Origin of the sequence: Ottowia sp. VDI28, assembly GCF_049532675.1 — a bacterium.
In the GTDB taxonomy this organism is placed as follows: domain Bacteria; phylum Pseudomonadota; class Gammaproteobacteria; order Burkholderiales; family Burkholderiaceae_C; genus Ottowia.
In genome coordinates this window covers 1,088,745-1,113,969 of the sequence record NZ_CP149820.1, presented here as the reverse complement: position 1 = coordinate 1,113,969, position 25,225 = coordinate 1,088,745, and the positions used below count along the sequence as shown (strand labels likewise).

At 62.8% G+C, this 25,225-nt stretch carries 22 protein-coding genes and 5 pseudogenes; 12 read left to right on the top strand and 15 right to left on the bottom strand.

Features of this window, described 5'->3' with window-relative positions; genetic code table 11:
• Positions 1–51: 51 nt before the first annotated feature.
• The 4 genes from erpA to rplM form a co-directional block, all read right to left on the bottom strand.
• Positions 52–432, bottom strand: a complete 381-nt coding sequence (gene erpA, locus WJU18_RS05170; protein WP_423459061.1) for an iron-sulfur cluster insertion protein ErpA — start codon at positions 430–432, stop codon at positions 52–54.
• Between the two features lie 316 nt (positions 433–748).
• Positions 749–1,174 carry a bactofilin family protein gene (locus WJU18_RS05165; protein WP_423459060.1) on the bottom strand — a complete coding sequence of 142 codons (426 nt, stop codon included), beginning with the start codon at positions 1,172–1,174 and terminating at the stop codon, positions 749–751.
• A 149-nt stretch (positions 1,175–1,323) separates the two neighbouring features.
• Positions 1,324–1,716, bottom strand: a complete 393-nt coding sequence (rpsI, locus tag WJU18_RS05160; protein WP_423459059.1) for a 30S ribosomal protein S9 — start codon at positions 1,714–1,716, stop codon at positions 1,324–1,326.
• Positions 1,713–2,168 carry a 50S ribosomal protein L13 gene (gene rplM / locus WJU18_RS05155; RefSeq protein ID WP_423459058.1) on the bottom strand — a complete coding sequence of 152 codons (456 nt, stop codon included), beginning with the start codon at positions 2,166–2,168 and terminating at the stop codon, positions 1,713–1,715. The genes rpsI and rplM overlap by 4 nt, the downstream gene beginning before the upstream one ends.
• 278 nt (positions 2,169–2,446) lie before the next feature.
• Here rplM and WJU18_RS05150 point away from each other — a divergent pair, with 278 nt between their 5' ends.
• From WJU18_RS05150 to paaE, 6 genes and pseudogenes are all read left to right on the top strand, one after another.
• A complete protein-coding gene (locus tag WJU18_RS05150; protein WP_423460939.1) occupies positions 2,447–3,388 on the top strand; it encodes a 23S rRNA (adenine(2030)-N(6))-methyltransferase RlmJ in 942 nt (313 codons plus the stop codon).
• 214 nt (positions 3,389–3,602) lie between these two features.
• Positions 3,603–4,555, top strand: a pseudogene (gene paaA, locus WJU18_RS05145) (1,2-phenylacetyl-CoA epoxidase subunit PaaA).
• Positions 4,556–4,575: 20 nt separating this feature from the next.
• Entirely contained in the window at positions 4,576–4,890 is a 315-nt protein-coding gene (gene paaB, locus WJU18_RS05140; RefSeq protein WP_423460938.1) for a 1,2-phenylacetyl-CoA epoxidase subunit PaaB, read from the top strand.
• The gene (paaC, locus tag WJU18_RS05135) at positions 4,890–5,717 is read left to right on the top strand and encodes a 1,2-phenylacetyl-CoA epoxidase subunit PaaC (protein ID WP_423459057.1); all 828 of its coding nucleotides are present in this window, start codon (positions 4,890–4,892) and stop codon (positions 5,715–5,717) included. The genes paaB and paaC overlap by 1 nt, the downstream gene beginning before the upstream one ends.
• Positions 5,717–6,244: a 1,2-phenylacetyl-CoA epoxidase subunit PaaD gene (paaD, locus tag WJU18_RS05130; protein WP_423459056.1), complete on the top strand. Its 528-nt coding sequence runs from the start codon at positions 5,717–5,719 to the stop codon at positions 6,242–6,244. The genes paaC and paaD overlap by 1 nt, the downstream gene beginning before the upstream one ends.
• Positions 6,245–7,347: pseudogene (gene paaE / locus WJU18_RS05125) on the top strand (1,2-phenylacetyl-CoA epoxidase subunit PaaE). It abuts the gene before it with no gap.
• A gap of 279 nt (positions 7,348–7,626) precedes the next feature.
• Here the strand turns inward: paaE and WJU18_RS05120 are convergent.
• The 3 genes from WJU18_RS05120 to WJU18_RS05110 all read right to left on the bottom strand — a co-directional run bounded on the left by WJU18_RS05120 (position 7,627) and on the right by WJU18_RS05110 (position 10,144).
• The gene (locus WJU18_RS05120; RefSeq protein ID WP_423459055.1) at positions 7,627–8,040 is read right to left on the bottom strand and encodes a septal ring lytic transglycosylase RlpA family protein; all 414 of its coding nucleotides are present in this window, start codon (positions 8,038–8,040) and stop codon (positions 7,627–7,629) included.
• Between the two features lie 344 nt (positions 8,041–8,384).
• Positions 8,385–9,344: a Bug family tripartite tricarboxylate transporter substrate binding protein gene (locus WJU18_RS05115; RefSeq protein WP_423459054.1), complete on the bottom strand. Its 960-nt coding sequence runs from the start codon at positions 9,342–9,344 to the stop codon at positions 8,385–8,387.
• Entirely contained in the window at positions 9,341–10,144 is an 804-nt protein-coding gene (locus tag WJU18_RS05110; protein WP_423459053.1) for a hypothetical protein, read from the bottom strand. Before WJU18_RS05110 ends, WJU18_RS05115 begins: the two co-directional genes overlap by 4 nt.
• 142 nt (positions 10,145–10,286) lie before the next feature.
• Between WJU18_RS05110 and WJU18_RS05105 the strand changes: the two genes are divergently transcribed.
• Positions 10,287–10,943: a TetR/AcrR family transcriptional regulator gene (locus WJU18_RS05105; RefSeq protein ID WP_423459052.1), complete on the top strand. Its 657-nt coding sequence runs from the start codon at positions 10,287–10,289 to the stop codon at positions 10,941–10,943.
• A gap of 42 nt (positions 10,944–10,985) precedes the next feature.
• Here the strand turns inward: WJU18_RS05105 and WJU18_RS05100 are convergent.
• A pseudogene (locus tag WJU18_RS05100) lies at positions 10,986–11,783 on the bottom strand (lysophospholipid acyltransferase family protein); the annotation flags it as partial.
• Between the two features lie 254 nt (positions 11,784–12,037).
• On the bottom strand, positions 12,038–12,865 hold the full coding sequence (locus tag WJU18_RS05095) for a lysophospholipid acyltransferase family protein (RefSeq protein WP_423459051.1): 828 nt from the start codon (positions 12,863–12,865) through the stop codon (positions 12,038–12,040).
• Positions 12,866–13,025: 160 nt separating this feature from the next.
• Between WJU18_RS05095 and metK the strand changes: the two genes are divergently transcribed.
• The gene (gene metK / locus WJU18_RS05090; protein ID WP_423460937.1) at positions 13,026–14,234 is read left to right on the top strand and encodes a methionine adenosyltransferase; all 1,209 of its coding nucleotides are present in this window, start codon (positions 13,026–13,028) and stop codon (positions 14,232–14,234) included.
• A 78-nt stretch (positions 14,235–14,312) separates the two neighbouring features.
• Here the strand turns inward: metK and WJU18_RS05085 are convergent.
• A pseudogene (locus WJU18_RS05085) lies at positions 14,313–15,796 on the bottom strand (amidase).
• Positions 15,797–15,877: 81 nt separating this feature from the next.
• Positions 15,878–16,024, bottom strand: a complete 147-nt coding sequence (locus tag WJU18_RS05080) for a hypothetical protein (protein ID WP_423459050.1) — start codon at positions 16,022–16,024, stop codon at positions 15,878–15,880.
• Between the two features lie 157 nt (positions 16,025–16,181).
• On the opposite strand from WJU18_RS05080, the gene WJU18_RS05075 reads away from it, so the two are divergent.
• Positions 16,182–17,123: a LysR family transcriptional regulator gene (locus WJU18_RS05075; protein WP_423459049.1), complete on the top strand. Its 942-nt coding sequence runs from the start codon at positions 16,182–16,184 to the stop codon at positions 17,121–17,123.
• Here the strand turns inward: WJU18_RS05075 and WJU18_RS05070 are convergent.
• Entirely contained in the window at positions 17,113–18,987 is a 1,875-nt protein-coding gene (locus tag WJU18_RS05070) for a DEAD/DEAH box helicase (RefSeq protein ID WP_423459048.1), read from the bottom strand. The two genes, WJU18_RS05075 and WJU18_RS05070, sit on opposite strands and share 11 nt — an antisense overlap.
• 254 nt (positions 18,988–19,241) lie before the next feature.
• On the bottom strand, positions 19,242–19,616 hold the full coding sequence (locus tag WJU18_RS05065) for a DUF1428 domain-containing protein (RefSeq protein ID WP_423459047.1): 375 nt from the start codon (positions 19,614–19,616) through the stop codon (positions 19,242–19,244).
• Positions 19,617–19,837: 221 nt separating this feature from the next.
• Between WJU18_RS05065 and ettA the strand changes: the two are divergent.
• Both ettA and WJU18_RS05055 read left to right on the top strand, forming a co-directional pair.
• Positions 19,838–21,498, top strand: a pseudogene (gene ettA, locus WJU18_RS05060) (energy-dependent translational throttle protein EttA).
• A 140-nt stretch (positions 21,499–21,638) separates the two neighbouring features.
• A complete protein-coding gene (locus WJU18_RS05055; protein WP_423459046.1) occupies positions 21,639–22,364 on the top strand; it encodes a hypothetical protein in 726 nt (241 codons plus the stop codon).
• A gap of 138 nt (positions 22,365–22,502) precedes the next feature.
• Here the strand turns inward: WJU18_RS05055 and WJU18_RS05050 are convergent, their stop codons facing one another.
• Together WJU18_RS05050 and WJU18_RS05045 are read right to left on the bottom strand one after the other, a co-directional pair.
• Positions 22,503–23,543, bottom strand: coding sequence for a tripartite tricarboxylate transporter substrate-binding protein (locus WJU18_RS05050; RefSeq protein WP_423459045.1), 1,041 nt, complete (start codon positions 23,541–23,543; stop codon positions 22,503–22,505).
• A 90-nt stretch (positions 23,544–23,633) separates the two neighbouring features.
• Positions 23,634–24,170, bottom strand: coding sequence for a peroxiredoxin (locus WJU18_RS05045; protein ID WP_423459044.1), 537 nt, complete (start codon positions 24,168–24,170; stop codon positions 23,634–23,636).
• Positions 24,171–24,208: 38 nt separating this feature from the next.
• Between WJU18_RS05045 and WJU18_RS05040 the strand changes: the two genes are divergently transcribed.
• Positions 24,209–25,225, top strand: a complete 1,017-nt coding sequence (locus WJU18_RS05040) for an asparaginase (RefSeq protein ID WP_423459043.1) — start codon at positions 24,209–24,211, stop codon at positions 25,223–25,225.

Below are 25,225 nucleotides of genomic sequence, written 5' to 3'. Positions count from 1 at the left end.
TGTGTTCCAAGCCGTCCCTGCAGGACAGCCCGGGGCTGATAGGCTGGCGGCTTAGCCTTCGGCCGTCGAGAACGACGAGCCGCAACCGCAGGTGGTCGTGGCGTTGGGGTTCTTGATCACGAACTGCGCGCCTTGCAGATCTTCCTTGTAATCGATTTCCGCGCCTACCAGGTACTGATAGCTCATGGCGTCGATCAGCAGGGACACACCATTCTTGGTCATGGTGGTGTCGTCGTCGTTGGCGATCTCGTCGAACGTGAAGCCATACTGGAAGCCGGAGCAGCCACCACCCTGCACGAACACGCGCAGTTTCAAATCGGGGTTGCCTTCTTCCGCGATCAGATCGGCCACCTTGGCAGCCGCGCTGTCGGTGAAAATGATCGGGTCGGGCATGGCAGTGGAGGTTTGGATATCCTGGGCCAGAGCGCTCATGGTGCAACTCCTAAAAATTTGTCTTGGTAAAAGTATATCAAAATAGTCGGATTAGGGTCTGTTGGTATTTAATTCACCCCCGCGTGAGGCACTGGCCGGCCGCAATCAAGGCGCAACCCGCAGCCGGGTTGGACACCCGGCGAGGAGTTGCAACGCCGAGTGCGGCTGGCCAGTGCCTCACCCTCCGGGCCGGGGACTGCCAGGCCGTATTGCCGCGTTGCGCCTCTTGCCAAGGATCGCACCTTGGCGGCAAGGCGCGCCTTGCACTACAGCCCGGCAGTCTCCGGCGCGGGGGTGAATTAAATACCAACAGACCCTAATGCCCGTCAGGGTCAAGCGTGGGCTCGGTGAGCTCGGGCCGGGTTTCCGTAGGTTCGATCACGGCGGGACGCGTGACCTGCGGCTGCAACTGGCCAGCGATAACCGCGCCCTGCTGCATCTCGAGTGTCTTATATTTCACATCTCCCTGCACACGTGCCCTGGATTGCAGCTCCAGCATCTCACGCGCCTGCACAGGCCCCGTCACGCTGCCGCCGATCACCACATGGTCGGCACTCACCGCCCCCTGCACACTACCGGTGTCAGTGATCACCAATACGCTCGAAGTGCCCGGCTCGGCGGTCACATTACCAATCACCTCGCCCTCGATCTGCAAGCCGTCCTGAAACGTGCAGTCACCCAATACCCGCATGCCCGCACCAATGGTGCTGCGTACGGAGATCTGCTTCTTGATACCCAACATGGCTGAAAACTCCTGAGCGTCTATCTTCAGCACTCTTTTACCACGCTAAAAACAAAAGCCGCGCATTTCGCAGAAATGCACGGCTTGAAGCGATCCAAGAGCGGGAGAAACCCCACCAAGAAAGTGGGAAAGCCGCCATGAAACGCGAATTAACGCTTGCTGAACTGCTTGCGGCGGCGTGCGGAGTGCAGACCGACCTTCTTACGTTCAACTTCGCGGGCGTCACGCGTCACGAAACCAGCCTGGCTCAGTGCCGGCTTCAGGTTGGCGTCGTAGTCGATCAGAGCGCGGGTGATGCCATGGCGCACAGCACCAGCTTGGCCAGATTCACCGCCGCCATGAACGTTGACCTGCACATCGAAGGTTTCGACGTGGTCAGTCAGCACCAGAGGCTGCTTGCAGATCATGATGGAGGTCTGGCGGCCGAAGAACTCGCCAATATCCTTGCCATTGACAGTGATCTTGCCGCTGCCTTTTTTGATGAACACGCGGGCTACGCTGGATTTGCGTCGGCCGGTGCCGTTGTTCCAATCACCGATCATTGAGCCACCCCGTTGGAAAGAGCTGCGATTTCAAGCACTTTGGGTTGCTGAGCGCTGTGCGGATGCTCGGCGCCACCGTAGACCTTCAGTTTCTTGATCATGGCGTAACCCAGCGGGCCCTTGGGCAGCATGCCCTTGACGGCCTTTTCCAGCGCGCGGCCGGGATGCTTGGCTTGCAGATCGCGGAAGTTGGTTTCGCGAATGCCACCGGGATAGCCGGTGTGGCGATAGTATTTCTTGTCGAGCTCTTTGGCACCGGTCACACGGAGCTTGGAGGCGTTGACGACCACAATGTAGTCACCGGTATCGACGTGAGGCGTGTAGATGGCTTTGTGCTTGCCGCGCAGACGGAGGGCCACTTCGCTGGCAACCCGACCGAGCACCTTATCGGTGGCGTCAATCACGAACCACTCGTGCGTCACGTCAGCTGCTTTTGCGCTGAACGTTTTCATGAGTTTTTCCTTGGAGGGTTTGACAAATCAAACCCGTTAAACAGCCCTTTTCCACGGTCGGCGCTCCTCTTTCGGGAGCCTCTTAGGTGGGATGCGCCTCAAGCCAAAACTGCCTGCCCAAGGCCTCTGCCGCGGGGCCAATGCGCTGCAGAACCTGGCATTATAGGCCCGCGCGCCCGTCCCGGCAAGCGCTCTTGCCCACCCGTTCGCCTCCTGTGGGCCTGAAAAGACTTGCCGAAGCAGTGGCCGCGCGCGGCTGGAGCCCTTACCATCGCTCCATGTTCAGTTATCGCCACGCCTTCCATGCCGGCAACCATGCCGACGTACTCAAGCATCTGACGCTGATCGCCACCTTGCGGCACCTGATGCAAAAACCGGCGCCGCTCACGCTGATCGACACCCACGCGGGCGCAGGCCTCTACCGGCTCGATGGCGACTATGCGCAAACCTCTGGGGAAGCCGAGGATGGCGTGCTGCGCCTCGCAGATCTCCCGCCAGGGCCTGCCGCCGAGTCCGGCGATGACGCACTGGCCGATTATCTCGGGGTGGTCGGCGCGTTCAATGCCGAGAGCACCCCCTGGCGGGTCTACCCGGGATCGCCCTTCGTGATGCACCACCTGATGAGCCAGCCCGAGCGCGCGAGTGTGCGTGACCGGCTCAAGCTCTTCGAGCTGCATCCCACCGACACCAAGACCCTGCAAGCCAATATCGCTCAGTTGGAAGCCGGCCGCCAGATCGCCGTGCTGGCTCAGGACGGCTTCGAGGGCCTGAAGGCGCTGCTGCCCCCGCCCGCCGCGCCGGGCGGATCGCGCCGCGCCCTGGTGCTGATCGACCCCAGCTACGAGCTCAAGAACGACTACGCCAAGGTGCAGGCCGCCATGCAGGATGCCCTGAAGCGCTTTCCCACCGGCGTCTATCTGATTTGGTATCCGATCATCGCCCGTCCGGAAGCCCATGACCTGCCGCGCCGCCTCAGAACCATGGCCACCCAGGCGGGACGCTCCTGGCTGCATGCCACGTTGAACATCGGCGCCCCGGCCGCCGATACCGCCGCCGACGCCACCCGTCCGGAGCGGCGAGGCCTCACCAGCAGCGGAATGTTCCTCATCAACCCGCCGCACCCCTTGAAAGCCAGCCTGGAAGCGGCTTTGCCCCCCGTGCTGAAAGCCCTCGGCCGCGGCTCCGGCCAACGCTGGCAGGTGGAAGCTGGCACCAACTGAAGGCTGCCGAACACAGCTTTGGGGCATTGATCGGGTAAACCCCTAAAAGGGATTTGAAAATTAGCCGACCGATTGGTCGGCTAATTATTTATACTAGGGTCTTCCGGAAAGAGTGCGTGCGAGCGCCAAGGAGATCCGCATGTATACCCAGTCGTTTTCAGTGCCCGACGAGGCCGACACCAAAACCGCAGGCCTGAAGCCTGTGCCCAAGCCCATGACCGAGGCGGAATCCGCCTTGCAGGCTGCTTTCGACGCCAAAATCAATGACGATGGCCGTATCGAACCGCGCGACTGGATGCCCGAGGCCTATCGCAAGACCCTGGTGCGCCAGATCAGCCAGCATGCGCATTCCGAGATCGTCGGCATGCTGCCCGAAGGCAACTGGATCAGCCGCGCCCCCAGCCTGAAGCGCAAGGCCATTCTGTTGGCCAAGGTGCAGGATGAAGGCGGCCACGGCCTGTATCTCTATAGCGCCGCCGAGACCCTGGGCACCGGCCGCGACGAAATGCTCGACGCCCTGCACACAGGCAAGGCCAAGTACAGCAGCATCTTCAACTACCCCACGCTCAACTGGGCCGATGTGGGTGTGATCGGCTGGCTGGTCGACGGCGCGGCCATCATGAATCAGATCCCGCTCTGCCGTTGCTCCTATGGCCCGTATGCGCGGGCCATGGTGCGCGTGTGCAAGGAAGAATCGTTCCACCAACGCCAGGGCTATGAGGCCCTGCTGGTGATGATGAAAGGCTCCCAAGCTCAGCGGGACATGGTGCAGGACGCCGTCAACCGCACCTGGTGGAAATGCCTGGCCATGTTCGGCCCCCCGACGCCGACAGCCCCAACAGCGAGCAGGGCCGGCGCTGGGGCATCAAGCGCATCAGCAATGACGATCTGCGTCAGAAATTCGTCGACGCCACTGTGCCTCAGGCCAAAGTGCTCGGCGTGACCCTGCCCGATCCCGATCTCAAGTGGAACGAGGAGCGCGGCCACCATGACTACGGTGCCATTGACTGGGATGAGTTCTGGCAAACCGTGAACGGCCATGGCCCCTGCAACAAGGAGCGCCTGGCCACGCGGGTCAAAGCCCACGAAGACGGCGCCTGGGTACGCGCGGCGGCCCTGGCGCACGCGGAGAAACAAAAGCAACGCGCGATGAAGGAAGCAGCATGACCGAGTCCACTGGAAACACCATGCCCACAGGTAAAAAGGCCGGCACGAAAGCCCTTCGTGACTGGCCTCTGTGGGAAGTCTTCGTGCGCAGCAAGCAAGGCCTGGAGCACAAGCACTGCGGCAGCCTGCACGCCAGCGATGCCCAGCATGCGCTGCAGATGGCACGCGATGTCTACACGCGCCGGCAAGAAGGCGTTTCGATCTGGGTGATCCCCTCGCATCTGATTACCGCCAGCGAGCCGGACGACAAGGCCGAGTTCTTCGAGCCGGCCAGCGACAAGATCTACCGCCATCCCACTTTTTACGAGATCCCCGAAGAAGTGGGACACATGTGATGCTTCAAAGCTCAACGTCCAACCAGCCCAAGTCCGGATCCGGGGCTGCGCCCGCCGACTACCTTCTGCACCTGGCCGACAATGCCTTGGTGCTGGGCCAGCGCAACGCCGAATGGTGCGGCCACGCACCGATCCTGGAAGAAGATCTGTCGATGGCCAACAACAGCCTCGATCTGATCGGTCAGGCTCGCCTGCTTTACCAGCATGCCGCCACCCTCAAGGGCAATGGCGCCACCGAAGACACCCTGGCCTATTTCCGGGATGTGCCCGAGTTCCGCAACTACACCCTGCTGGAGTTGCCGCACAGCCCTGCCCTGCTGCCCTCGGCCGCGGCGGAGCGCGATTGGGCCACGTCCGTCGTGCGCAACTTCCTCTACAGCAGCTTGATGATCATGGTGTGGGAGCGCCTGCAGCAGTCCGCCGACCCTCAACTCGCCGCCATCGCCGCCAAAAGCCTGAAAGAAGTGCGCTATCACCTGCGCCATTCGCGCGACTGGGTGATCCGCCTGGGCGATGGCACCGAGGAATCGCATCGCCGCGCGCAGAGCGCCGTGGACCACCTGCTGCCCTATACCGACGAATTCTGGACGCCCAACGCCCTGGAAAGCGAAGTAAGCGCCAGTGGCACGGGCATCGACGTGGCCAGCCTTCGCGCCGAATGGGATCAGATGGTGAACGAAACCCTCGCGGAGGCCACGCTGACGCGCCCTGCTGCCGTGAAAGGCTACGTGACGCAGGGCAAGCAAGGCATCCACTCCGAGCACCTGGGCTATCTGCTCGCCGAAATGCAGAGCCTGGCGCGCGCCCACCCCGGAGCCACCTGGTAATGACCATCCTGCAGGAAGCCCCCCAAGAAGCGGAACTCGGCCGCCTCTGGCAAGCGCTGGATACGCTGACGGATCCGGAGATCCCCGTCGTGACCCTGCGCGAGATGGGCATCCTGCGCGATCTGCGGCGCGGCGCTGACGGCGAGGTGGAAGTGGTCATCACACCCACCTACAGCGGCTGCCCGGCCATGGAGCAGATCGCCGATGACGTCGCCGCGACGCTGGCAAGCGAAGGCGTGGCCGGGCGTGTGGTCACACAGCTTGCCCCTGCCTGGACCACCGACTGGATGACTGATGCCGCCCGCGAAAAACTGCGCGCCTACGGCATCGCCCCGCCACACTGCGGCCACTCGGCTCCAGGCGAAGCCGTGATCCGCTTTTCTACCCAGAAACACATGGCGGTGGCGTGCCCGCAATGCGGCTCCAACAACACCACCGAGACTTCGCACTTCGGCTCCACTGCCTGCAAGGCGCTTTACCGCTGCCTCGACTGCATGGAACCGTTCGACCATTTCAAGGCCATCTAAATGTCCACCCCGCGCTTTCACGATCTCGCCATTGCCCGCGTCAGCCCCGAAGCGGCCGGTGCGGTTGCCATCACGTTCGCCGTGCCGCCCGAGCTGCGGACCAGCTTCCAGTTCGAGCCCGGCCAGTTTCTCACCCTGCGCACCAAGCTGAACGGCGAGGATGTGCGGCGCAACTACTCGATCTGCTCCACCCGCAGCCGCTACGCCGCGGCGGGCGAGTTGGAAGTGGGCATTCGCCCCATGGAAGGCGGGCTCTTCTCCAACTGGGCCGCCACCGAACTCAAGGCCGGCGACACGCTGTCCGTGATGCCGCCCGACGGCCGTTTCGTCTCCAAGCAGCCGCGCGCGCTGCACCGCGTGGGCTTTGCCGCCGGCTCGGGCATCACGCCCATCCTCTCCATCATCGCCAGCACGATGGAAGAGCACCCCACGGCCAAGTTCACGCTGGTCTACGGCAACCGTCGCATGGCCAGCGTGATGTTCAACGAGGCCCTGCAGGACCTCAAGGACAAATACAAGAACCGCCTCACGCTGATCCACATCCTCTCGCGCCAGGCGCAGGAAGTGCCTCTGCTGGAAGGCCGCATCGATGGCGCGAAGGTGCAGCAACTGATTAGCACACTCCTGCCGGCCGCCAGCATGGACGAAGTCTTCATCTGCGGGCCCGAGGCCATGATCGAGGCCACGGAGACCGCGCTCAAGGAAGCGGGCGTGCCTGAGGAGCGCATCCACGCGGAGCGCTTCACCTCCCCCGCCTGGAGGAGATGAGCCCCGAGGCCCGCCGCGCGGCCATTGCCCAGCCTGACCCTGAAGCGCCTGTCGGCCAGGTTCAGCTCACGGTGATGATCGATGGCAAATCACACGAACTGGCCATGAGCAGTAACCAGCACGTACTCGACGTCGCGCTCTCCGCCGGCCTGGATCTGCCTTACTCCTGCAAGGCGGGGGTATGCTGCACCTGCCGCGCCAAGGTGCTGGAAGGCAGCGTCAGCATGGACAAGAATTTCACGCTGGAGGCAGACGAAATGGCGCAAGGCTTTGTGCTGAGCTGCCAAGCCCGCCCTACCACGGACAAGCTGGTGGTGAGCTACGACGAGCGCTGATGAAATGTCCCCCCTGAGTCGCTGACGCGCCTTCCCCCTAAGGGGGACGCACCCAGCGGCCTGGCAAAGCAGGACCTGGGCTCCCCCCTGTGGCACTTCGTGCCTTCCCCCACGGGGACACACCCAGCGGCCTGGCAAAGCCAGCTCCGCGGGTGCCCGCGGATGGCATGCTCCGCTGCCTTTCGAGTTTTGGGTTTCAGAGCGTATTTACGATCTCGGCGCGTGGAGATATTTCACGCGAGGCCTTTGGCGCGGGCCAGTTGTTAAAGAGCGCGCCGCTTATTCGGAAGAAATGCTGGCCAGCACGTCGTCCTGGCCCTGCTCTGGCGCCTCTCGCAATACGACCGTATCGTGCCCGCGGCTCTTGATACCCAAAGCGGCTGCGGCAGCCTTGCTGAGGTCGATCACGCGTCCGGCCACATAAGGTCCCCGGTCGTTGATGCGCACCACCACTTCCTTGCCGTTGCGCGGGTTGTGCACCAGCACGCGGGTGCCGAAAGGCAACGTCTTGTGGGCGGCCGTCAACCCCGCCATATCGAAGGGTTCGCCGCTGGCGGTCTTGCGGCCATGAAAGCCAGGCCCGTACCAGGAAGCGATCCCACGCTGCAGATCACGCCCCGCTTCGGCCGCTGGCGGCGCATCAGCGCGTGTACCCAGCCGCCCCTTGAAACCAACGTAATTGGGGCAGCGCATGTCATGAACCGCCTTGGCTGAAGAGCAAGGCGACGAAAATAAATTGGAAGCGTCCGAGCGCACCGTCTGAGCCGCAAGAGGCCCAGCCACCAGACAACAAGCTCCGATCAACAACCATCGGACTACTGGCGAACGGTGAGCACTTCCCGAAGCCGGCGCGCCGTGAAGGGCGCCGGGAGAGGTGTCCCGTAACATGCGGCGGATTTTAACGGCATCAAACCGCAGGAAAATTCGAGTAACCAGTCAAAAACGTCAAGATTTGCAACTCATTTACCACCTTAGTTTTCAAATCCACTGATCGCAGGTTGGACTTCGCCGTGTGTGCTCAGCCCAACCTGCCAAACTCACTCCGGCTGAATCCCGGCCTTGCGCGCCAAGCCAACGATTTCAGGCACCTCCTTGCGGATGAATGCATCGAAATCATGTGGCGTCTGGATCCATGGCTCCGCGGACAGCCCCAACATCCGGCGTTTTGCTTCCGGCGTCGCGAGGATCTTGCCAATCTCCCCGTTCAGCCTGTCCACCACGGGCTGAGGCATGTTCGCCGGCCCCAGAACACCCCACCATCCCTGTGCCGAGATGCCTGGCAGCCCTTGCTCGGCCAACGTGGGCACCTCCGGCAGAAAAGACGAGCGCTGCCCAGCGGCGACAGCCACGAAGTTGAGCTTGCCGGTAGACCGGAAGGGCAGCACCGACGCAATCGTCGTGACGCTGAAGGGCACATGCCCTCCCGCGACATCCGCGACAGCGGGCCCTGTGCCCTTGTATATGGCTGAGGCGGCCGAAAGATGAAGCGCGCTGCTGATCTGCTCCACCGCCATGCGGGTAGAGGAGTCGCCGACGGCGAACGACATGGCTTTCGGGTTCCGGCGGCCGAACTCGATCAACCCTTTGACGTCCTTGACGCCGCTCTCGCTCGAAGCCACCAGCACCAGCGGCGATATCGCCAGCGAAGCGACGGGCGTGAAATCCTTCAGCGTGTCATAGGGCAGCTTCTTGTAGAAAGCCGGATTGGTCGTGTGCCCGTTCTGGGCCACGAGCAAGGTGTAGCCATCGGGCGCGCTTCTCGTCAGTTGCTCGGAGGCCAGCATGCCCCCGGCACCCGGCTTGTTGTCCACCACCACGGACTGCTTGAGCATGGGCGCCAGCGCATCGGCGATCATGCGCGCAATCGCGTCCGTGCCGCCTCCGGGCGCCGAACCGACGAGAAGGCGCACGGGCTTGTCCGAGGTTGCCTGTGCAAATGACGAGGAAACCGGCAAGCCCGCGAGAAGGGCCATCGTCAGGCATTCGCGGCGCTTCATGATGCGCTCTCCTCGAAGCGAGGCAGCTCAAGAACCAGCAATTCGGTTTCCTGCTCAGCCGTCAACGCCGCCTGCTCGCCCGCGCTCAGGTGCGCGGCACTGTGGCGCGCGAAGCATTCATGCCCCAATTGACCGGCGCCCTCCAGCACAAACAGGAGACGGCCTTGCGCCCCCGGGACAAACACATGACGCGCGCCCGCACCTACCTTGAGCGTGTATATGTGGATGTTCCGGTCGGTGAAACGCCCCAGGTCGCGCACGGACGTACCCGGCTCCCCTTGAATGCCGGTCCAGGCCAGGTTCCGCGCATGGAAATGAATCGGGTCGCTGACGCGCGGCTTGGGATATTCGATTGGCCGGCCGTTCTGGAATTCCCAGATCGCCTCATACGCATCCTGATTCTTGCGGGTGTTCGCCGGATCGGGCTCGCGGCGGAACACGCCCCCTTCGAATCTGCCTTTCTGCTGAAGCCGCTCCTGTCCCTCCTGCAGCTGCCTCAGGCTCATGTAGCCATTGCCCGAGGCGCCGCCGAACTGGATCACCATGGCCAGGCTCGATTGCCGGGCCAGTTCCTGGTCCTGCGGCCCGTAGTGGGTGCCCTCCGGAAAGTAGACGACGTCGCCGACCTCGATGTTTTCCCGGGGACCATAATTGGTGACGCCATCCAGGCTGACCCTGATCTGATCAAAATTGTGCCTATGCCGGGGCGATTTGAACGATACATCCGTATCCGCGATCACCAGTGAAAAATTGCCTGGAGCGCCTTCTTGCCCGTCCAGCAGGTATTTGAAACGGATCACCCCGCCTCGAACCGTCCGTACGGGACTCCAAGCAGTGGAATCGGAATGAGCTATTTGCACCGTGTCTCCTTCATGATGTGCGGGACCGCCATCCAAGACGATCTCTGGTTGATTGCCTAATTCAATTAGGCGAATATATATCATGATTAGACAAAAAGCATCCGAGCACTCTTCCACCCAGGACCTCAAGCGCGCCTCCACCAAAAAGGGACTCGGCCGGCAACAGGTGCTGGAGGCGGCCCGGGTGCTCTCCAATGCGCAGGGTATCGAAGGGCTTTCCGTACGGGCTCTGGCGGACCATCTGGGTATCCGGCCGCCGTCGGTCTACGCGCATATCGGCGGCCTGGATGAAATCAAGCGTGCCTTGGCGCTGTGGGGGCACCAGGCCTTGGCAGAAACCCTGCGTGACAGCGCAGTGGGATTGAGCGGCCCGGCCGCCCTGTTCGAGATGTGCACCGCTTATCTGCGGTTTGTGCGGACAGAGCCCGGCCTGTATTCAGCGACCGTGCCCACGCCCCAACCCGAGGATGTGCCTTTGCGGCAGGCCGCCGATCAGTGGCTGGCGGTCTTCTACAAGGTCTTCGCGGGACTGTCCCTGGATGAAGAGGCGCAAATCCATGCCCTGCGCGGCTTGCGCAGCATCGTCCACGGGTTTGGAACGCTCGAGGCCAGCGGCGCGTTCCGCACGAAGTATGACCGCGACCTGAGTTTCCGCACCGTCCTGACGACGTTCATCCAGGCGGTGGCCGATGCCAGTCCGGCGCACGCCGTGGCACCATTGCAGCACGGGAAGCCCTGACTCAATACAGCGGCTTCTCCCCTCCGGGCGGGTCTTGAAGCGCTTGTGCACCCAGTAGTACTGTTCGGGCATTTCGTTGATATAGCCCTCCAGGCGCTTGTTCATCAGGGCCGTGTCGGCCAGTGCATCGGCACTGGGATAGTCGGGCCACGCAGGGTACACGCGCACCTCGTAGCCGGTCTTGGTCAGCCGCGTGACCACAGGCACCACGCGCGCATGGCCCAGCTTGGCAAAGCGCGAAAGCGAGGGCACGGTAGCGGCGCTGATCCCGAAGAACGGCACGAAAACTGATTCTGTCGGCCCAAGATCCATGTCGGGCAGCAAATACAGCATCTTGCCTTCGCGCAGCGCCCGCACGATGGGTTTCACGCCTTCGGTGCGGCTCAGCAAGGTGGCATCGCCAAAACGCTTGCGCCCGCGCTGCATCCAGGCATCCAGCACCGCATCCGGCTGCGTGGTGTAGATGGTGCAGGCCGGGCGATCGATCTGGTCCATGACAGCGCTGCCGCCGGCATCCATGCCATAGAAATGCGGCGCGAACATGACCACCGCGCCTTCGCGGGTGAGATCCTCGGTGGCGCCGGTGATGCGAAGCCGCTGGCGCACCACCTCCGGATCGCCGTGCCAAAGCCAGGAGCGGTCAAGAAATGCCTGGCTGAAATAGACAAAACTGCGCCGTGCCACCGCACGCCGCCGCTCCTCGGACCAATCCGGATATGCCAGCCGCAGATTGGTCAGCGCGACGTACCGGCGCTGGCGCGCCAGCACGAAAAGCACATGCCCGACCACGCTGCCCAGGCCACGGATCAAAGCCAGCGGCAGGGGCGCCAGTGCGCGCATGAAAAGAATGCCTGGGTGCTGCATGTTTTATCGTTTTTCTTTCCCCTTCCTCCCAAAGAGGGAGGAAGACAACATCAGATGGCCGCGGAGCAGGCCATGCGCGAGCACCCGCGGAGCTGGCTTTGCCAGGCCGCTGGGTGCGTCCCCTCGGGGGAAGGCACGAAGTGCCACAGGGGGAGCCCAGATCCGGCTTTGCCAGGCCGCTGGTGGCGTCCCCCTCGGGGGGAAGGCGCGTCAGCGCCTCAGGGGGAGCGTCATAGCTTCCGGGGCTGCTTGTAGCGCCCATAACCCCACAAATACTGTTGCGGGCACTGCCTGATCAACCCCTCCATTTCATGGTTGATCTGCTCCACCGCCGTCTCCAGGTCATCGGCCAGGGGCTCGGCCAACGGTTGAAAGCGCAGGCGAAAGCCCTGCCCGCGCGGCAGCCGCTCGCCCCAGACCAGCAGCGGTGTGGCGCCGGTCTGCAGCGCCAGCTTGGCGGCGAGTGTCATCGTATAGGCAGGCTGCCCGAAAAAGGAGGCCCACTGCCCCATGCCGTCGGGCGGCACCTGGTCGGGCAGCAACCCTACGGCACGGCCAGCCCGCAGTGCCTTGATCATCTGACGCACGCCAGCCAGCGTGGTGGGCGCGGTTTCCAGCCCTTCGCGGCGGCGCGCAGTTTCGATCACCTCGCTGAGGGCTGGCTGCCGCGCCGGGCGGTAGAGCACCGTGATGGGCCCATATTCAGCGTGATAGCGCTCGGCCAGACCTTGCGCGGTGATTTCGAAGCAGCCCATGTGCGGCGTGAGGAACACGATGCCTCGCCGCGCCGCATAGGCGGCATCCACCGCTTCCGTGCCCGCCCATTGCATGGGCACCGGCGGGCCGAACCATAGGCGTGGCGTTTCAGCCACCATGCGGCCAGCGTGCCCCACGGCCGCGCGCACCTGGCCAAAATCATAGCCGGCCAGGCCCGCATTCTGGGCGAAACGGCGCCGGTAGGTGGGCGACAGCAGCCATGACAGCCAGCCCAGTGCGGCGCCCACGGCATGCAGCAGTGCAAGAGGCCAAGCCGACACTAAGCGAAACAGGGTGAGCATGGATCGGTTAAGATGGTTTCCGTCGCCGAGTTAACAGAGCAACTTGCAGGGCGACATTAAAAAATTCTGCTAAAGCGTTCGCCTGCTCCCCCGAGGTTGACTCCCCAAGGTTTATACGGCAACGCGTTTTCCCGTAACTGCTGGAGTTTATTCAATGGAACTGGCGAACAGCTTTCTCTTCACATCCGAGTCCGTTTCCGAAGGCCATCCCGACAAGGTAGCCGATCAGATTTCGGACGCCATTCTCGACGCCATCTTCGCCCAGGACCCACGCTCTCGCGTGGCTGCCGAAACCCTCACCAATACAGGCCTCGTGGTGCTGGCGGGTGAGATCACCACCAATGCGGTGGTCGACTACATCCAGGTGGCACGCGACACCATCAAGCGCATCGGCTATGACAATACCGAATACGGTATCGATCACAAAGGCTGCGCTGTCATGGTTTGCTACGATAAGCAGAGCAATGATATCGCACAAGGCGTGGATCACGCCTCCGATGACCATCTGAACACTGGCGCGGGCGACCAAGGCCTGATGTTCGGCTATGCCTGCGACGAAACGCCCGAACTGATGCCCGCGCCCATCTACTACGCGCACCGGCTGGTGGAACGCCAGGCCCAGCTGCGCAAGAGCGGCAAGCTGCCGTTCCTGCGCCCGGACGCCAAGAGCCAGGTGACCATGCGCTACGTGGACGGCAAGCCGCACAGTATCGATACCGTGGTGCTGTCCACTCAGCACAGCCCTGATCAGAGCGAGACGCAGACCAAGATGAAAGCCAGCTTTACCGAGGCGATCATCGAGGAAATCATCAAGCCTGTACTGCCCGACCAATGGCTCAAGAACACCAAATACCTGGTGAACCCGACAGGCCGTTTCGTCGTGGGCGGCCCGCAGGGGGACTGCGGCCTGACGGGCCGCAAGATCATCGTCGATACCTATGGCGGTGCCTGCCCGCACGGCGGTGGCGCCTTCAGCGGCAAGGATCCCACGAAGGTGGACCGCAGCGCCGCCTACGCCGCCCGCTACGTGGCCAAGAACATCGTGGCAGCCGGCCTCGCGCGCCAGTGCCAGATCCAGGTGGCCTACGCCATCGGGGTGGCCGAGCCGATGAACATCACGGTCTACACCGAAGGCACCGGCGTCATTCCCGACACCGAAATCGCCAAGCTCGTGCGCGCGCATTTCGACCTGCGCCCTAAAGGCATCATCCAGATGCTCGATCTGCTGCGCCCGATCTACCAGAAAACCGCAGCTTACGGCCATTTCGGCCGCGAAGAACCGGAATTCAGCTGGGAAAAGACCGACAAGGCGGCTCTGCTGAGAGCTGAGGTCGGTTTGGCCGACCGCACGCCCGAAACGGTGCTTTAAAGACTGGCGGCTGGGCAGGGGCACTGTGAAAGCCCCTCACCCCGACCCTGTCCCGCATGGAGACACTTTCTTAGGCACTTAGACAGCGGAAACGGTCCCGCCGTCCGCCGCGCCAGAGCCATGCCAATCCCGTGGCGGCGGCGCCGTCACGATCGAATCGAGGGCCGGCACTGCAGGCTCCAATCGCGCCAGATCCGGGCGCGGACGGCGCAGCACAGGGTGGGCGGCAAAAGCCTCTTCCATGGCTCGCGCTGCCGAAAGCAACTGCCGATCCCCCGGAATCCGCCCACCACCTGCAGCCCGAAAGGCATACCTCGCGCATCCGTGCCGCAAGGCAGGGAAATGGCCGGATGCGTGGCGAGCGTCACCACATAGGTCAGCGCCAACCAACGGTAGTAGTTCACCTGCTCGCGCCCCTGCACCACCTGAGCATAAGGCACCGTCCAGGGAAAAGGCGATACCGGCGTGGTGGGCGAAAGCAGCAGGTCATAGTCCCGGTAGATTGGCTGAAAGCGTTGCAGGATGCGTGTCTGCTCCGCTTGCGCCCAGGCGCTCTCCACCAGGCTCATCCGCGCGCCCATCTCATAGTTCGCGCGGGGATTGGGGCCAAGACTGTGGGGGTCCTTCTCATAGGCCTCCCTCATGCCCGCCACGAAAGCCTCCGCACGGAGCACATCGAACGCGCGGTGCACATCACCCAATTCCAGGCTGACTTCGTCGCAGCGGGCAAACAGGTGGCGCATGGCCCCGATTTTTTCGGCGAAACTCGCGCGGATGTCGTCGTCCACATCACAGGCGCCGAAATCTGCGGTGTAGGCTACGCGCAGCTTGCCCAAATCGGCGGCAGGCAGGTTCAGGAAGGCAGCAGGATCCAAGGGGTAGCTGAGCGGATCACTCGCATGCACGCCCGCCGTGGCGGCGAGTTGAAGGCAGGCCTCATCGACCGTGCGTCCCATGGGGCCGACCACGGAAAGAGACGACCACCCCAGCAGTTTGCGCGCGCTGGGCACCACGCCGGGCGAAGGACGCATGCCCACCACACCGCACAGGGCCGCGGGAATCCGAAGCGAGCCGCCGGTGTCCGAGCCGGTGCAAACCGGCAGCATGTCGCAGGCCAGGGCCGCGGCGGAGCCGCCAGAAGAGCCGCCCGCATTCAGGTTGGGATTGAATGGATTGCCGGTAGCGCCCCAGACCGCGTTGAACGAATTGGCACCTGCGCCCATTTCCGGCACATTGGTCTTGCCGGTCACGATGGCACCAGCCCTGCGCAGACGGGCTACAAGCTCTATATCCTGGTTCGGCACATGTTGGCGAAACAAGGGCGAGCCGAAAGTGGTCAGCAGACCGGCCGTTGGTTCCAGATCTTTCACGCCCAGCGGCAAACCATGCAGCAGGCCCAGGGGCTCGCCGCGCATCACCGCTTGCTCAGCCGTGCGCGCCTCGCTGCGCGCTCGATCGAAGCACGTCGCCGTCACGGCATTGACGTAGGGGTTGACCGCTTCGATGCGCTCGATACAGGCGTTTAGCAGTTCGACAGGCGAAAGGGTCTTGTTCCCGATCATCTGCCGCAGGGCAACGGCGGAATGCTCGACGATCCGGGTAGGGGAAGTGGTATCACTCACGGCGTAGTCAAAGAAGAAAAATCAGTTGGCCTGGATATCGGTACGCGCAGCCACTGCACGCATCAGAGGCAGCTCACGTTCGATCTGCGCAGCAGCCTTGACGCCGCTCTCGAAACGGGCCTCCACGCCTTGCACGCCGCCGAGGCTGGCAATAGAGGGTGGTGACAATTTCATGCTGCAAATAGACGTGCGGGCATGGGACATGCTAAGACGATACAGCACCCTCAGCAAGGTCAATGTTTAGAATTTATCGTTGCGATTTTCGCAATGCTTTCACCCTATTGCGCTCTGCCCTGCCCTTCACTCTCCGCACCCTGGATTCGCCATGCCTCGATCAATGAACGCGCGCGTGCTGCAGGAATCGGCACTGCGCCACTTCCTGGAAGTCGTGCGCTCCGGCTCCGTCACTGAAGCCGCCAATCGCCTGGGAGTAGCACCCTCCGCGGTCAGCCGGCAGATCGCCCGGCTGGAAAGCGATCTGGATACCCTGCTGTTCGAGCGCCGTGCGAGGGGCATGACGCTCAATGCCGCAGGCGAACTGCTGGCTGTACATGCCAAGCGCGCCTGGCAGGATATCGAGCGCGTCGCGGACGACATCCGCGCCGTGCGAAGTTTGCGCACGGGAACTGTGCGCATCGCGAGCACCGAAGGCTTCGCGTACGAGTTCTTTCCTCCGCTCATCGCGGCATTCCGCCAGCGCTATGGGGGAATTGGTTTTTCGCTCAGCGTGAACACGCAAGCGCAAATCGTGCGGATGGTGCGCGAGGGCGATGTGGACATCGGAATCACCTTCGGGCTCTCTTCCGAGCGCGGCATCAACGTGGAGTTGCGCCAGCCGTCCCCAATCCTCGCGGTACTCGGCAAGCAGCATCCGCTCGCGGGAAAGAAGCAGCTCACGCTGGCGCAGGTCGCGGCCTATCCGCTCGCGCTGCCGCCCCCATTCACGACGCTTCGGCAATTGCTGGACATCAGCCGCAGCCGCCAGGGCCTGCATTTCGAAACCGTGTTCGAATGCGACCGTCTGGGGCCACTCATCAAGTTCGCATCGGCTGGCGGCAGCATTACGTTCTGCGGCCAGGAAACGCTGCACGACTATCTGGAGAGAGGGTCAGTCGCGGCCATTCCGCTGCGCGACCGCGAGATGAACGAGCGGCACTTCGAAGTGCAGACCATGGCTGGCCGCACCCTTCCTGTGGCCTGCCGCGCTTTTCTCGATGATCTGGGCGTGGCGCTGGCCACGCCCCAAAGGAAGCCGATCAGCGGTTGAAACCACCGCCACCACCGCCACGCCAGTTGCCGCCACGGCCACCGCCGCCGCCACCACCGTAGCCACCACCACCACCACCGCCGCCGCCGTAACCACCACCGGAGCGGCCGCGATTGCGGTTACCGCCCGATTTGCCCATCAGGTCGATGCTGGTGCGCATGGGGTCAGGCTGGCCTGCAGCGCCGTGGCTGGGGCCAGAGCGATGGCGCTTGCCATGCAGGTTGGTCTGCAGCGGATCGATGTTCCGAGGCAGGCGATCCGGCTCGCGATCGTCGTAGTCGCTGTCGAATCCCGTGTCGCGCGGCTGGCCTTGCGGCTGCGTGCGCTGGCCGTTGCTGGCATTGCCATTGACATTGCCGTTCCCACCGCGCCCACGGCGGCGGCGGTTGCGCCCATTGCCATTGCCGGGTTGGCCCGGTGCGCGCGTGCCGTTCTGGTGCTGGCGCGGCGGCTGGCCGTCCTCGAATGCGCCTTCGGCTGAGGCCTCGGTACCCTCGGGGGCGCCATGCATGCCATTGTCACCCTCGGCACGCTGAGGCCTGCGAGCTTGCGCCTGGCCCCTGCCGCCTTGCCCGCGCCCGCCTTGCGCAGTCTTGTTCTCACGGATGCGCTGCATCATTTCTTGGCGCGCGGCCTTCGCGGCAGCGGCCATCACTTCGCGGCCGGGCGGCTTGCCCAGGCCACCCCACAGGGTTTGGCGCCCCATGGCGATCGGCTCAGCCTTTTCGTCAGGCGCGGGACCATAGCCGTCCAGGATCTGCACGGGGATCTGCTGCTTGGTGAAGCGTTCGATCTCCATCATGAAGCCCTCTTCGTCCATGCAGACCAGGCTGACCGCCTGGCCGCTGGCGCCGGCACGGCCCGTGCGGCCGATGCGGTGCACGTAATCTTCGGATACATTGGGGATGTCGTAGTTCACGACGTGCGGCAACTCGTCGATATCGATGCCGCGTGCCGCGATGTCGGTGGCCACCAGAGCGCGCAGATCGCCGCTCTTGAATTCAGCCAGCGCCTGCGTACGCGCACTCTGGCTCTTGTTGCCGTGCAGCGCCATGGCCTTGATGCCGTGCTTCGACAGATACTCGGCCACGTTGTTGGCGCCATACTTGGTGCGGGTGAATACCAGCACCTGGGTCCAGTTGCCCTCGCCGATCAAGTGTGCAAGCACTTCCTTCTTGCGCGTGCGGCCCACGGGATAGATCAATTGGCTGATCAGCTCCACCGTGGTGTTGGGCGGGGTGACCTGGATGCTTTTCGGGTCTTTCAGCAACCCGCCTGCCAATTCGCGGATCTCGTCGCTGAAGGTAGCGGAAAACAGCAGGCTCTGCTTGGCTGCGGGCAGCAGGGCCAGCACTTTCTTCACGTCATGGATAAAGCCCATGTCGAGCATGCGGTCAGCCTCATCAAGCACCAGGATCTCGACATTGGAGAGGTCGATGAAGCCCTGGCTTTGCAGATCCAGCAGCCGGCCGGGCGTAGCCACGAGGATATCCACGCCGCGCTTGATGCGTTGGATTTGGGGGTTCATGCCCACACCGCCGAAGATCACGGTGGAGGTCAAGTCGAGGTATTTGCCATAGGTGCGGACCGATTCCTCGACCTGCGCCGCCAGCTCGCGTGTGGGAGCCAACGCCAGGGCACGGATGGCGCCCGGCTTGGCCGGCTCGGTGCGGCTCAGCTTGTCGAGCAGGGGCAACGTGAAGGCCGCCGTCTTGCCCGTGCCGGTTTGCGCGCCGGCCAACAGATCATGTCCGTCGAGGACGGCGGGAATCGCTTGGGCTTGAATGGGAGTGGGCTGCGTGTAGCCCTGCTCATGCACGGCCTTGAGAATGTTCTCGGCCAGGTTCAGATCATCAAAGTTCATCAAAAGGAGGCGCCTGTCTCTTGTCGGCGCTTGGCGCCTGCCCGCTCCGGTGGATCACCGGCCAGTCAAGGGCAGTCGGGTTTGAATGCGGGCCTCGGCATACATTGTGATTTGCGGGAGGCCCCAGCAAAACTGCTGGCGTTGCGGGCGAACTGGTGTTCCACAAGCAAACGCATTATCGCATTTTCACCGCCATCCTTTTGGAAAGCACCTAGGCGAAGGTGCTAACAATAGAAATCAATACCGGAAACCGGCTAAGACTGGCTGCCCCATCCCCGTTCGACCAAGCCGGTGAAGCCGCCCCAAAACATGCGCATCCCATCAAAAGGCAAGTCCTCAGGCTTGGTGCCGGAAATGCGCGGATCTTTCATGACTAGCGCGTTGATGCGGTCTCGCTCGGCGCGGGATGCGTAAACGATCCAGGAAAAGACGGCCACCTCGTCGTCCTTCAGTTGTACGGCTTGCGGGAAGGATGTGAGCTTGCCAGTTGGCACGTCGTCGCCTACACATTCAAAATATTGCAGAGCCCCGTGCTCCATCCACACTTCGCCCGCTGTCTGCGCAAGCGCGCGGTAAGCCTCCAGTTTGTCGCGAGGCACGGGCAGGACGAATCCGTCAACGTAGTGCATGAGAGTCTCCTTCGCCGAAATGTGTACAGCGTACACTTATTTTCCGGAAATAAGCGCATCCTGTCCATATCTCGCCGCTGCCATCAGGGGTAATTTTTTGTTGCCAAACCCGCTCTGCCAAGGGCTGCAAAGAGGTTGAAATGCCGCACAAGCGGCCTGCGGTTCTCCGCAGCGCCGATAATCCCTTGTTGATTTGCACCGTATTCCGAGAAAAGAGCACCATGGCCCAGTATGTTTTTTCCATGAACCGCGTCGGCAAGATCGTGCCGCCGAAGCGGCAGATCCTCAAGGACATTTCCCTCAGCTTCTTCCCAGGCGCCAAGATCGGCGTGCTGGGGTTGAACGGCTCGGGTAAGTCCACCTTGCTGAAAATCATGGCCGGCATCGACAAGGAAATCGAGGGTGAGGCCATCCCCATGCCAGGCCTGGATATCGGCTATTTGCCCCAGGAGCCGCAACTCGACCCCGCCAACACCGTGCGCCAGGAAGTGGAACTGGCCATGGGTGAAGTCAATGCCGCCAAGGCCCGGCTGGAAGAGATCTACGCCGCCTATGCCGAGCCGGATGCCGACTTCGACGCCCTGAGCGAAGAACAAGGCAAGCTGGAGGCCGTCATCGCCGCCGCCGGCACCGACAGCGAGCATCAACTGGAAATCGCTGCCGACGCGCTGCGCCTGCCCCCCTGGGATGCCGTGATCGGCAAGCTCTCGGGCGGTGAGAAGCGCCGCGTGGCGTTGTGCAAGCTCCTGCTGTCCAAGCCTGACATGCTGCTGCTCGACGAACCCACCAACCACCTGGACGCCGAATCGGTCGAGTGGCTGGAAATCTTCCTCAAGCGTTTTTCCGGCACCGTGGTGGCCATCACCCACGACCGCTACTTCCTCGACAACGCGGCGGAGTGGATTCTCGAACTTGACCGTGGCTACGGCATTCCCTACAAGGGAAATTATTCCTTGTGGCTGGAGCAGAAAGATGCGCGCCTGAAGCAGGAGCAGAAAAGCGAAGACGCGCGCGCCAAGGCCATGAAGAAGGAACTCGAGTGGGCCCGCCAGAACCCCAAGGGCCGGCAAGCCAAGTCGAAGGCCCGCCTGGCCCGCTTCGAAGAACTGTCCGACTACGAATACCAGAAACGCAACGAGACGCAGGAGATCTTCATTCCTGTCGCCGAGCGCCTGGGTACCGAAGTGATCGAGTTCACGGACGTGAGCAAGAGCTTCGGCGACCGCCTGCTGATCGACAACCTGAGCTTCAAGGTGCCGGCCGGTGCCATTGTGGGCATCATCGGCCCCAACGGCGCGGGTAAATCGACCTTGTTCAAGCTGATTGCCGGTGTGGAGCAACCTGACAGCGGCACCGTCTCGATCGGCAAGACCGTGCAGATGGCCTTTGTCGACCAGAGCCGCGATGCGCTCGCCAATGACAAGACCGTGTGGGAAGACATCTCGGGCGGCCTCGACATCATCACCGTCGGCAAGTTCCAGATGCCCAGCCGCGCCTACGCCGGCCGCTTCAACTTCAACGGCCAGGATCAGCAGAAGAAAATCGGGCTGCTCTCCGGGGGGAACGCGGCCGCCTGCACCTGGCCAAGACCCTGATGCAGGGAGGCAACGTGCTGCTGCTCGACGAGCCCTCGAACGACCTCGACGTGGAAACCCTCCGCGCCCTGGAAGATGCCCTGCTCGAATTCGCCGGCTGCGTGATGGTGATCAGCCATGACCGCTGGTTCCTCGACCGCATCTGCACCCACATCCTGGCCGCGGAAGGTGAATCGCAATGGACCTTCTTCGACGGCAACTACCAGGAATACGAGGCGGACAAGATCAAACGCCTGGGTGAAGACGGCGCCCGGCCGCATCGTGTGCGCTATAAGGCCTTGCAGTAAGCCCCCTGTGGCGCTGGCGCGCCTTCCCCCTGGGGGGACGCCGCCAGCGGCCGGGCGAAGCCCGCTCCGCGGCAGCCCCGGTTTGGCCTGCTCCGCGGCCTTCGGGGTTCATGACAAGAAGAAATGGAGCAGGGGGCGACATGGGAGCTGAACGCGCTGTGGTGGTGACGGGTTTCAACCACCGGCATTTCGATCTGGCGCAGGACATGGCGGACTCGTATCGAGCTGCCTATGGCGACCGGTATGCGCTGGCGGCTGCGGTCTATGGCGAGGTCGAGGTGCCGCCTCAACTGAGAGCCAAGTTCGACCTCGTGGTTGATGTATCCGATCTAGGCCCCGGGTACGATGAATCCCTGGGGTATTTTTTTGCCTATTCCGGGCTGAAGGCACGCCTGCCAGACATTTTCCCCGGGTTCTCGATGTACGCCTGGATAGATGCCGATTGTTGGTTCCAGGGCAGCGAATCCCTGCCAAGGATTCTGAATGGCGCTGCACGGCATGAGATCTCCATCCATCCGGAATACGATATCCACTACACCCATTCCCCCACGCCAGGCGACCGGACACTGAAAATCTACCAGCAGAACGAAGCCAGGCATATCGACACCATGCCTTTGCGGATGCCCATGGTGAATGCCGGGGTCTACGCCATGCGCCCGGAGTCAAGGGTGTGGAAGATGTGGAATGCGGAATTAATACAGCTCAAGCTCAGGCATGACAGGGGCGAGGATGTCTATTTCTCGGACCAGATTCCGCTTCATAAGCTCATATACCGGCATGGCATTCAGTTTTCCCCCTCAGGGCCATCGACAACTGGATGGCCATCTTCTGCATGCCGATGCTGCACAAGCCCACGAAGTGCCTGAGAGCACCTACACTGCCCCACGAAATGATCGGCATCCTGCATTTGGCGGGCAAGAACTTCGAGAACAAGGTTTTCCAGATCGACGGTCAGGCCATCACCCTGCGATACCGAGACCTGATGCCGGTGTTGGCGGCCTGAGCTATTTGGTCCCTGATTTGCTCACCGCCACGATCAGTTGCCACAGCGGAATGGTCTGATCGATATAGGCCTTGTGCCCTTCAGGCGTCTGGCGGCGGCCAGTCACCATGACCACGCCTTGCGACTGTTGGTCAGCCACGAAGGCCGGATCAGCCGAGGCTTGGCGGATGGCAGCGTTGAGCTTGGCCTGGATATTTCCCGGCAATCCTTTGGGCGCATAGAACCCATGCCAGATACTGAGCTCCAATTCGCGCGAGAACATGCGCCGCAGGGTAGTCAGGCCAGCAAAAGGAGACATCGTCATCGGCGTGCTGGTGGTCAGTGCGTAGCCTCGCACCTCCTTGGCGGCCAACGGGCCTTTGACCGACGGTGTCTGGTCGCAGAGGATGTCTACCTTGTTGTCCTTCAACGCCGTCATGGCCGGTGCGCTCCCGGGAAAATCTGCTCTGGAGAAGTTCTTGCGCACCAGGCTCTGCAGGAACAGCCCGCACAGATAGGAAGCAGACCCTGCTCCAGCGTCAGCCAACCGCACCTGCTTGCCGTCGGTGCGGGCCAGCCATTCAGCCAGTTCCGCAGGTGTCTGTGCCTCCAGCGCGGGGCGGCCCAGCACCACCATGGGAGATTCCAGCACCAGGCCCAGGTAAGCGAAATCATTCCTGGGATCGAATGACAGTTTCTCGCCCAATGCGGGCAGCAGCGCGATGTTGGTATTGGTGAAGAGCAGCGTGCGGCCGTCAGGTGGGGCCTTGGCCACTTCGGCCAGGCCATCGACGCCCCCTGGGCTTGCCACGTTCTTCACAGTGATCGGCGTGCCTCCGAGCGCCTGACTAAGCGGCTTGACCATGGCGCGCAGCGTTCGATCCGTCGGGCCGTTCTGCGCATAGGGCACAACGATGACGATCGGATCGCCAGCCTGCGCGGATGCCACGGTCCCCGCGGCGCCGAGCACCAATCCGGGGAGCGACAGGACGATCCAGTGTCTCGCCAGACGACGCAGATGCGAAGCGACCATCTGCAAGCCAGAAGCATGGGGATTGGGCATGCCACCTATCTTGAAGGAAAAGGTGGCAACTGAATACGTTTGTAAGCCCTCCATTCCTCCAGAAAAACCCGCATGCGCACTTTCGTTGCCCTAGGGTGTAGCGCCCCTCTTCAGCTTTTGCACGGCCTGCAAGGTGATCTCGACATGCTTGAGCGGATCGCTGCCCTCATGGGCCAACACGATCTTGCCATTCGGCCCAACCACGTAGGAAATGCGGCTGGCCATGCCGGGCATGAGCGCGCCGGCGTCATAGGCCTTGATGGTGCGTGCCTGCGGGTCGGAGCCCACGGCGAACTTGTCGCGGCATTCCTCGCGGGAGAAGCGCTTGAGCGTGTCGATGTTGTCATGCGACACACCGATGACGGTAGCACCAAGGGCGTTGAACTCGGGTGTGGCCTCGGCGAACGCATTGGCCTCGACCGTACAGCCCTGCGTGAATGCCTTGGGAAAGAAGTAAAGCACGACAGGCCCCTTCTTCAGGGCCTGGGCCATGTCGAACTCGAAAACCTGGCCTGCCACCGCGGCGGGCGTCTTGAATACCGGAGCAGGATCGCCGGGCTTGAGCGCCGCCAGTGCAGGGGCGGCGGCAAAGAGGGAGGCAAACAGAATAGCCGTCAGATGTTTCATGTTCAAAGTGTGCACCGTCGTCGATGAAAATACCACCCATGACCACAAGCCCATCCAGAACACTACCTCGAATCGCCCTGGTAGGCACGGGCGGCACCATCGCGGGCGCCGGCACGGCAAGCAATGGCCTCCCCTCGGCTGCTTATCAGGCGGCCGTGGTCAGCGCGAGCGACCTTATCTCGCATGTGCCGCAGCTGGCCCGGCTGGCCGAGCTACAGGTGGAGCAGTTGCTGCAGATCGATTCGGCTGATTTCACCGACGATAAACTGCTGCGGCTTGCCCGCCAGGTAGCAGCGCTGTGCGCGCGCGACGAAGTGGACGGTGTGGTCGTCACCCACGGCACCGACACCATGGAGGAAAGCGCGTATTTCCTGCACCTGACGGTGAAAAGCCCCAAGCCCGTCGTACTGACCGGCGCCATGCGCCCAGGCACCGCGCTGGCTGCAGACGGCCCGGCCAACTTGTTGCACGCGGTGGCCGTGGCCTCGCACCCAGGCTCCAGCGGACGCGGCGTGCTGGTGGTCATGAACGAAGAAATCCACAGTGCGCGCGACGTGGCCAAGGTACACGCCATGCGGCTGGACGCCTTCGCCTCGCCGCACGGTCCGTTGGGCCTGGTGGCCGAAGAAACACCGCGCTGGTACCGCGCCCTGACGCGGCCGCACACCACGCAAAGCGAATTCGACATCACCGCCATCGACACCCTGCCCCTGGTGGGCGTGGTGAGCAGCCATGGCAACATGCGGCAGGAAATCTACGAGGCCTGGGTGGCGCTGGGCGCGCGAGCCATCGTGCATGCCGGTTTTGGGGGCGGCACGGTACCGGCCTATCTGGCGGACTATCTGAGCATGCTGCGCGCGCGCGGAGTGCTGCTGGTGAGAGCATCGCGCACCGGAGCCGGTCCGGTGATCCGCAACGCGAATGCCGATGACGATGCGCAGGGATGGGTCGTCACGGATGACCAGAACCCTCCGCGAGCGCGCCTGCTTGCCGCATTGGCGCTCGCACACCATGACAGCCCGGAGGCGTTGCAGCAAGTGTTCTGGCGCTACTGA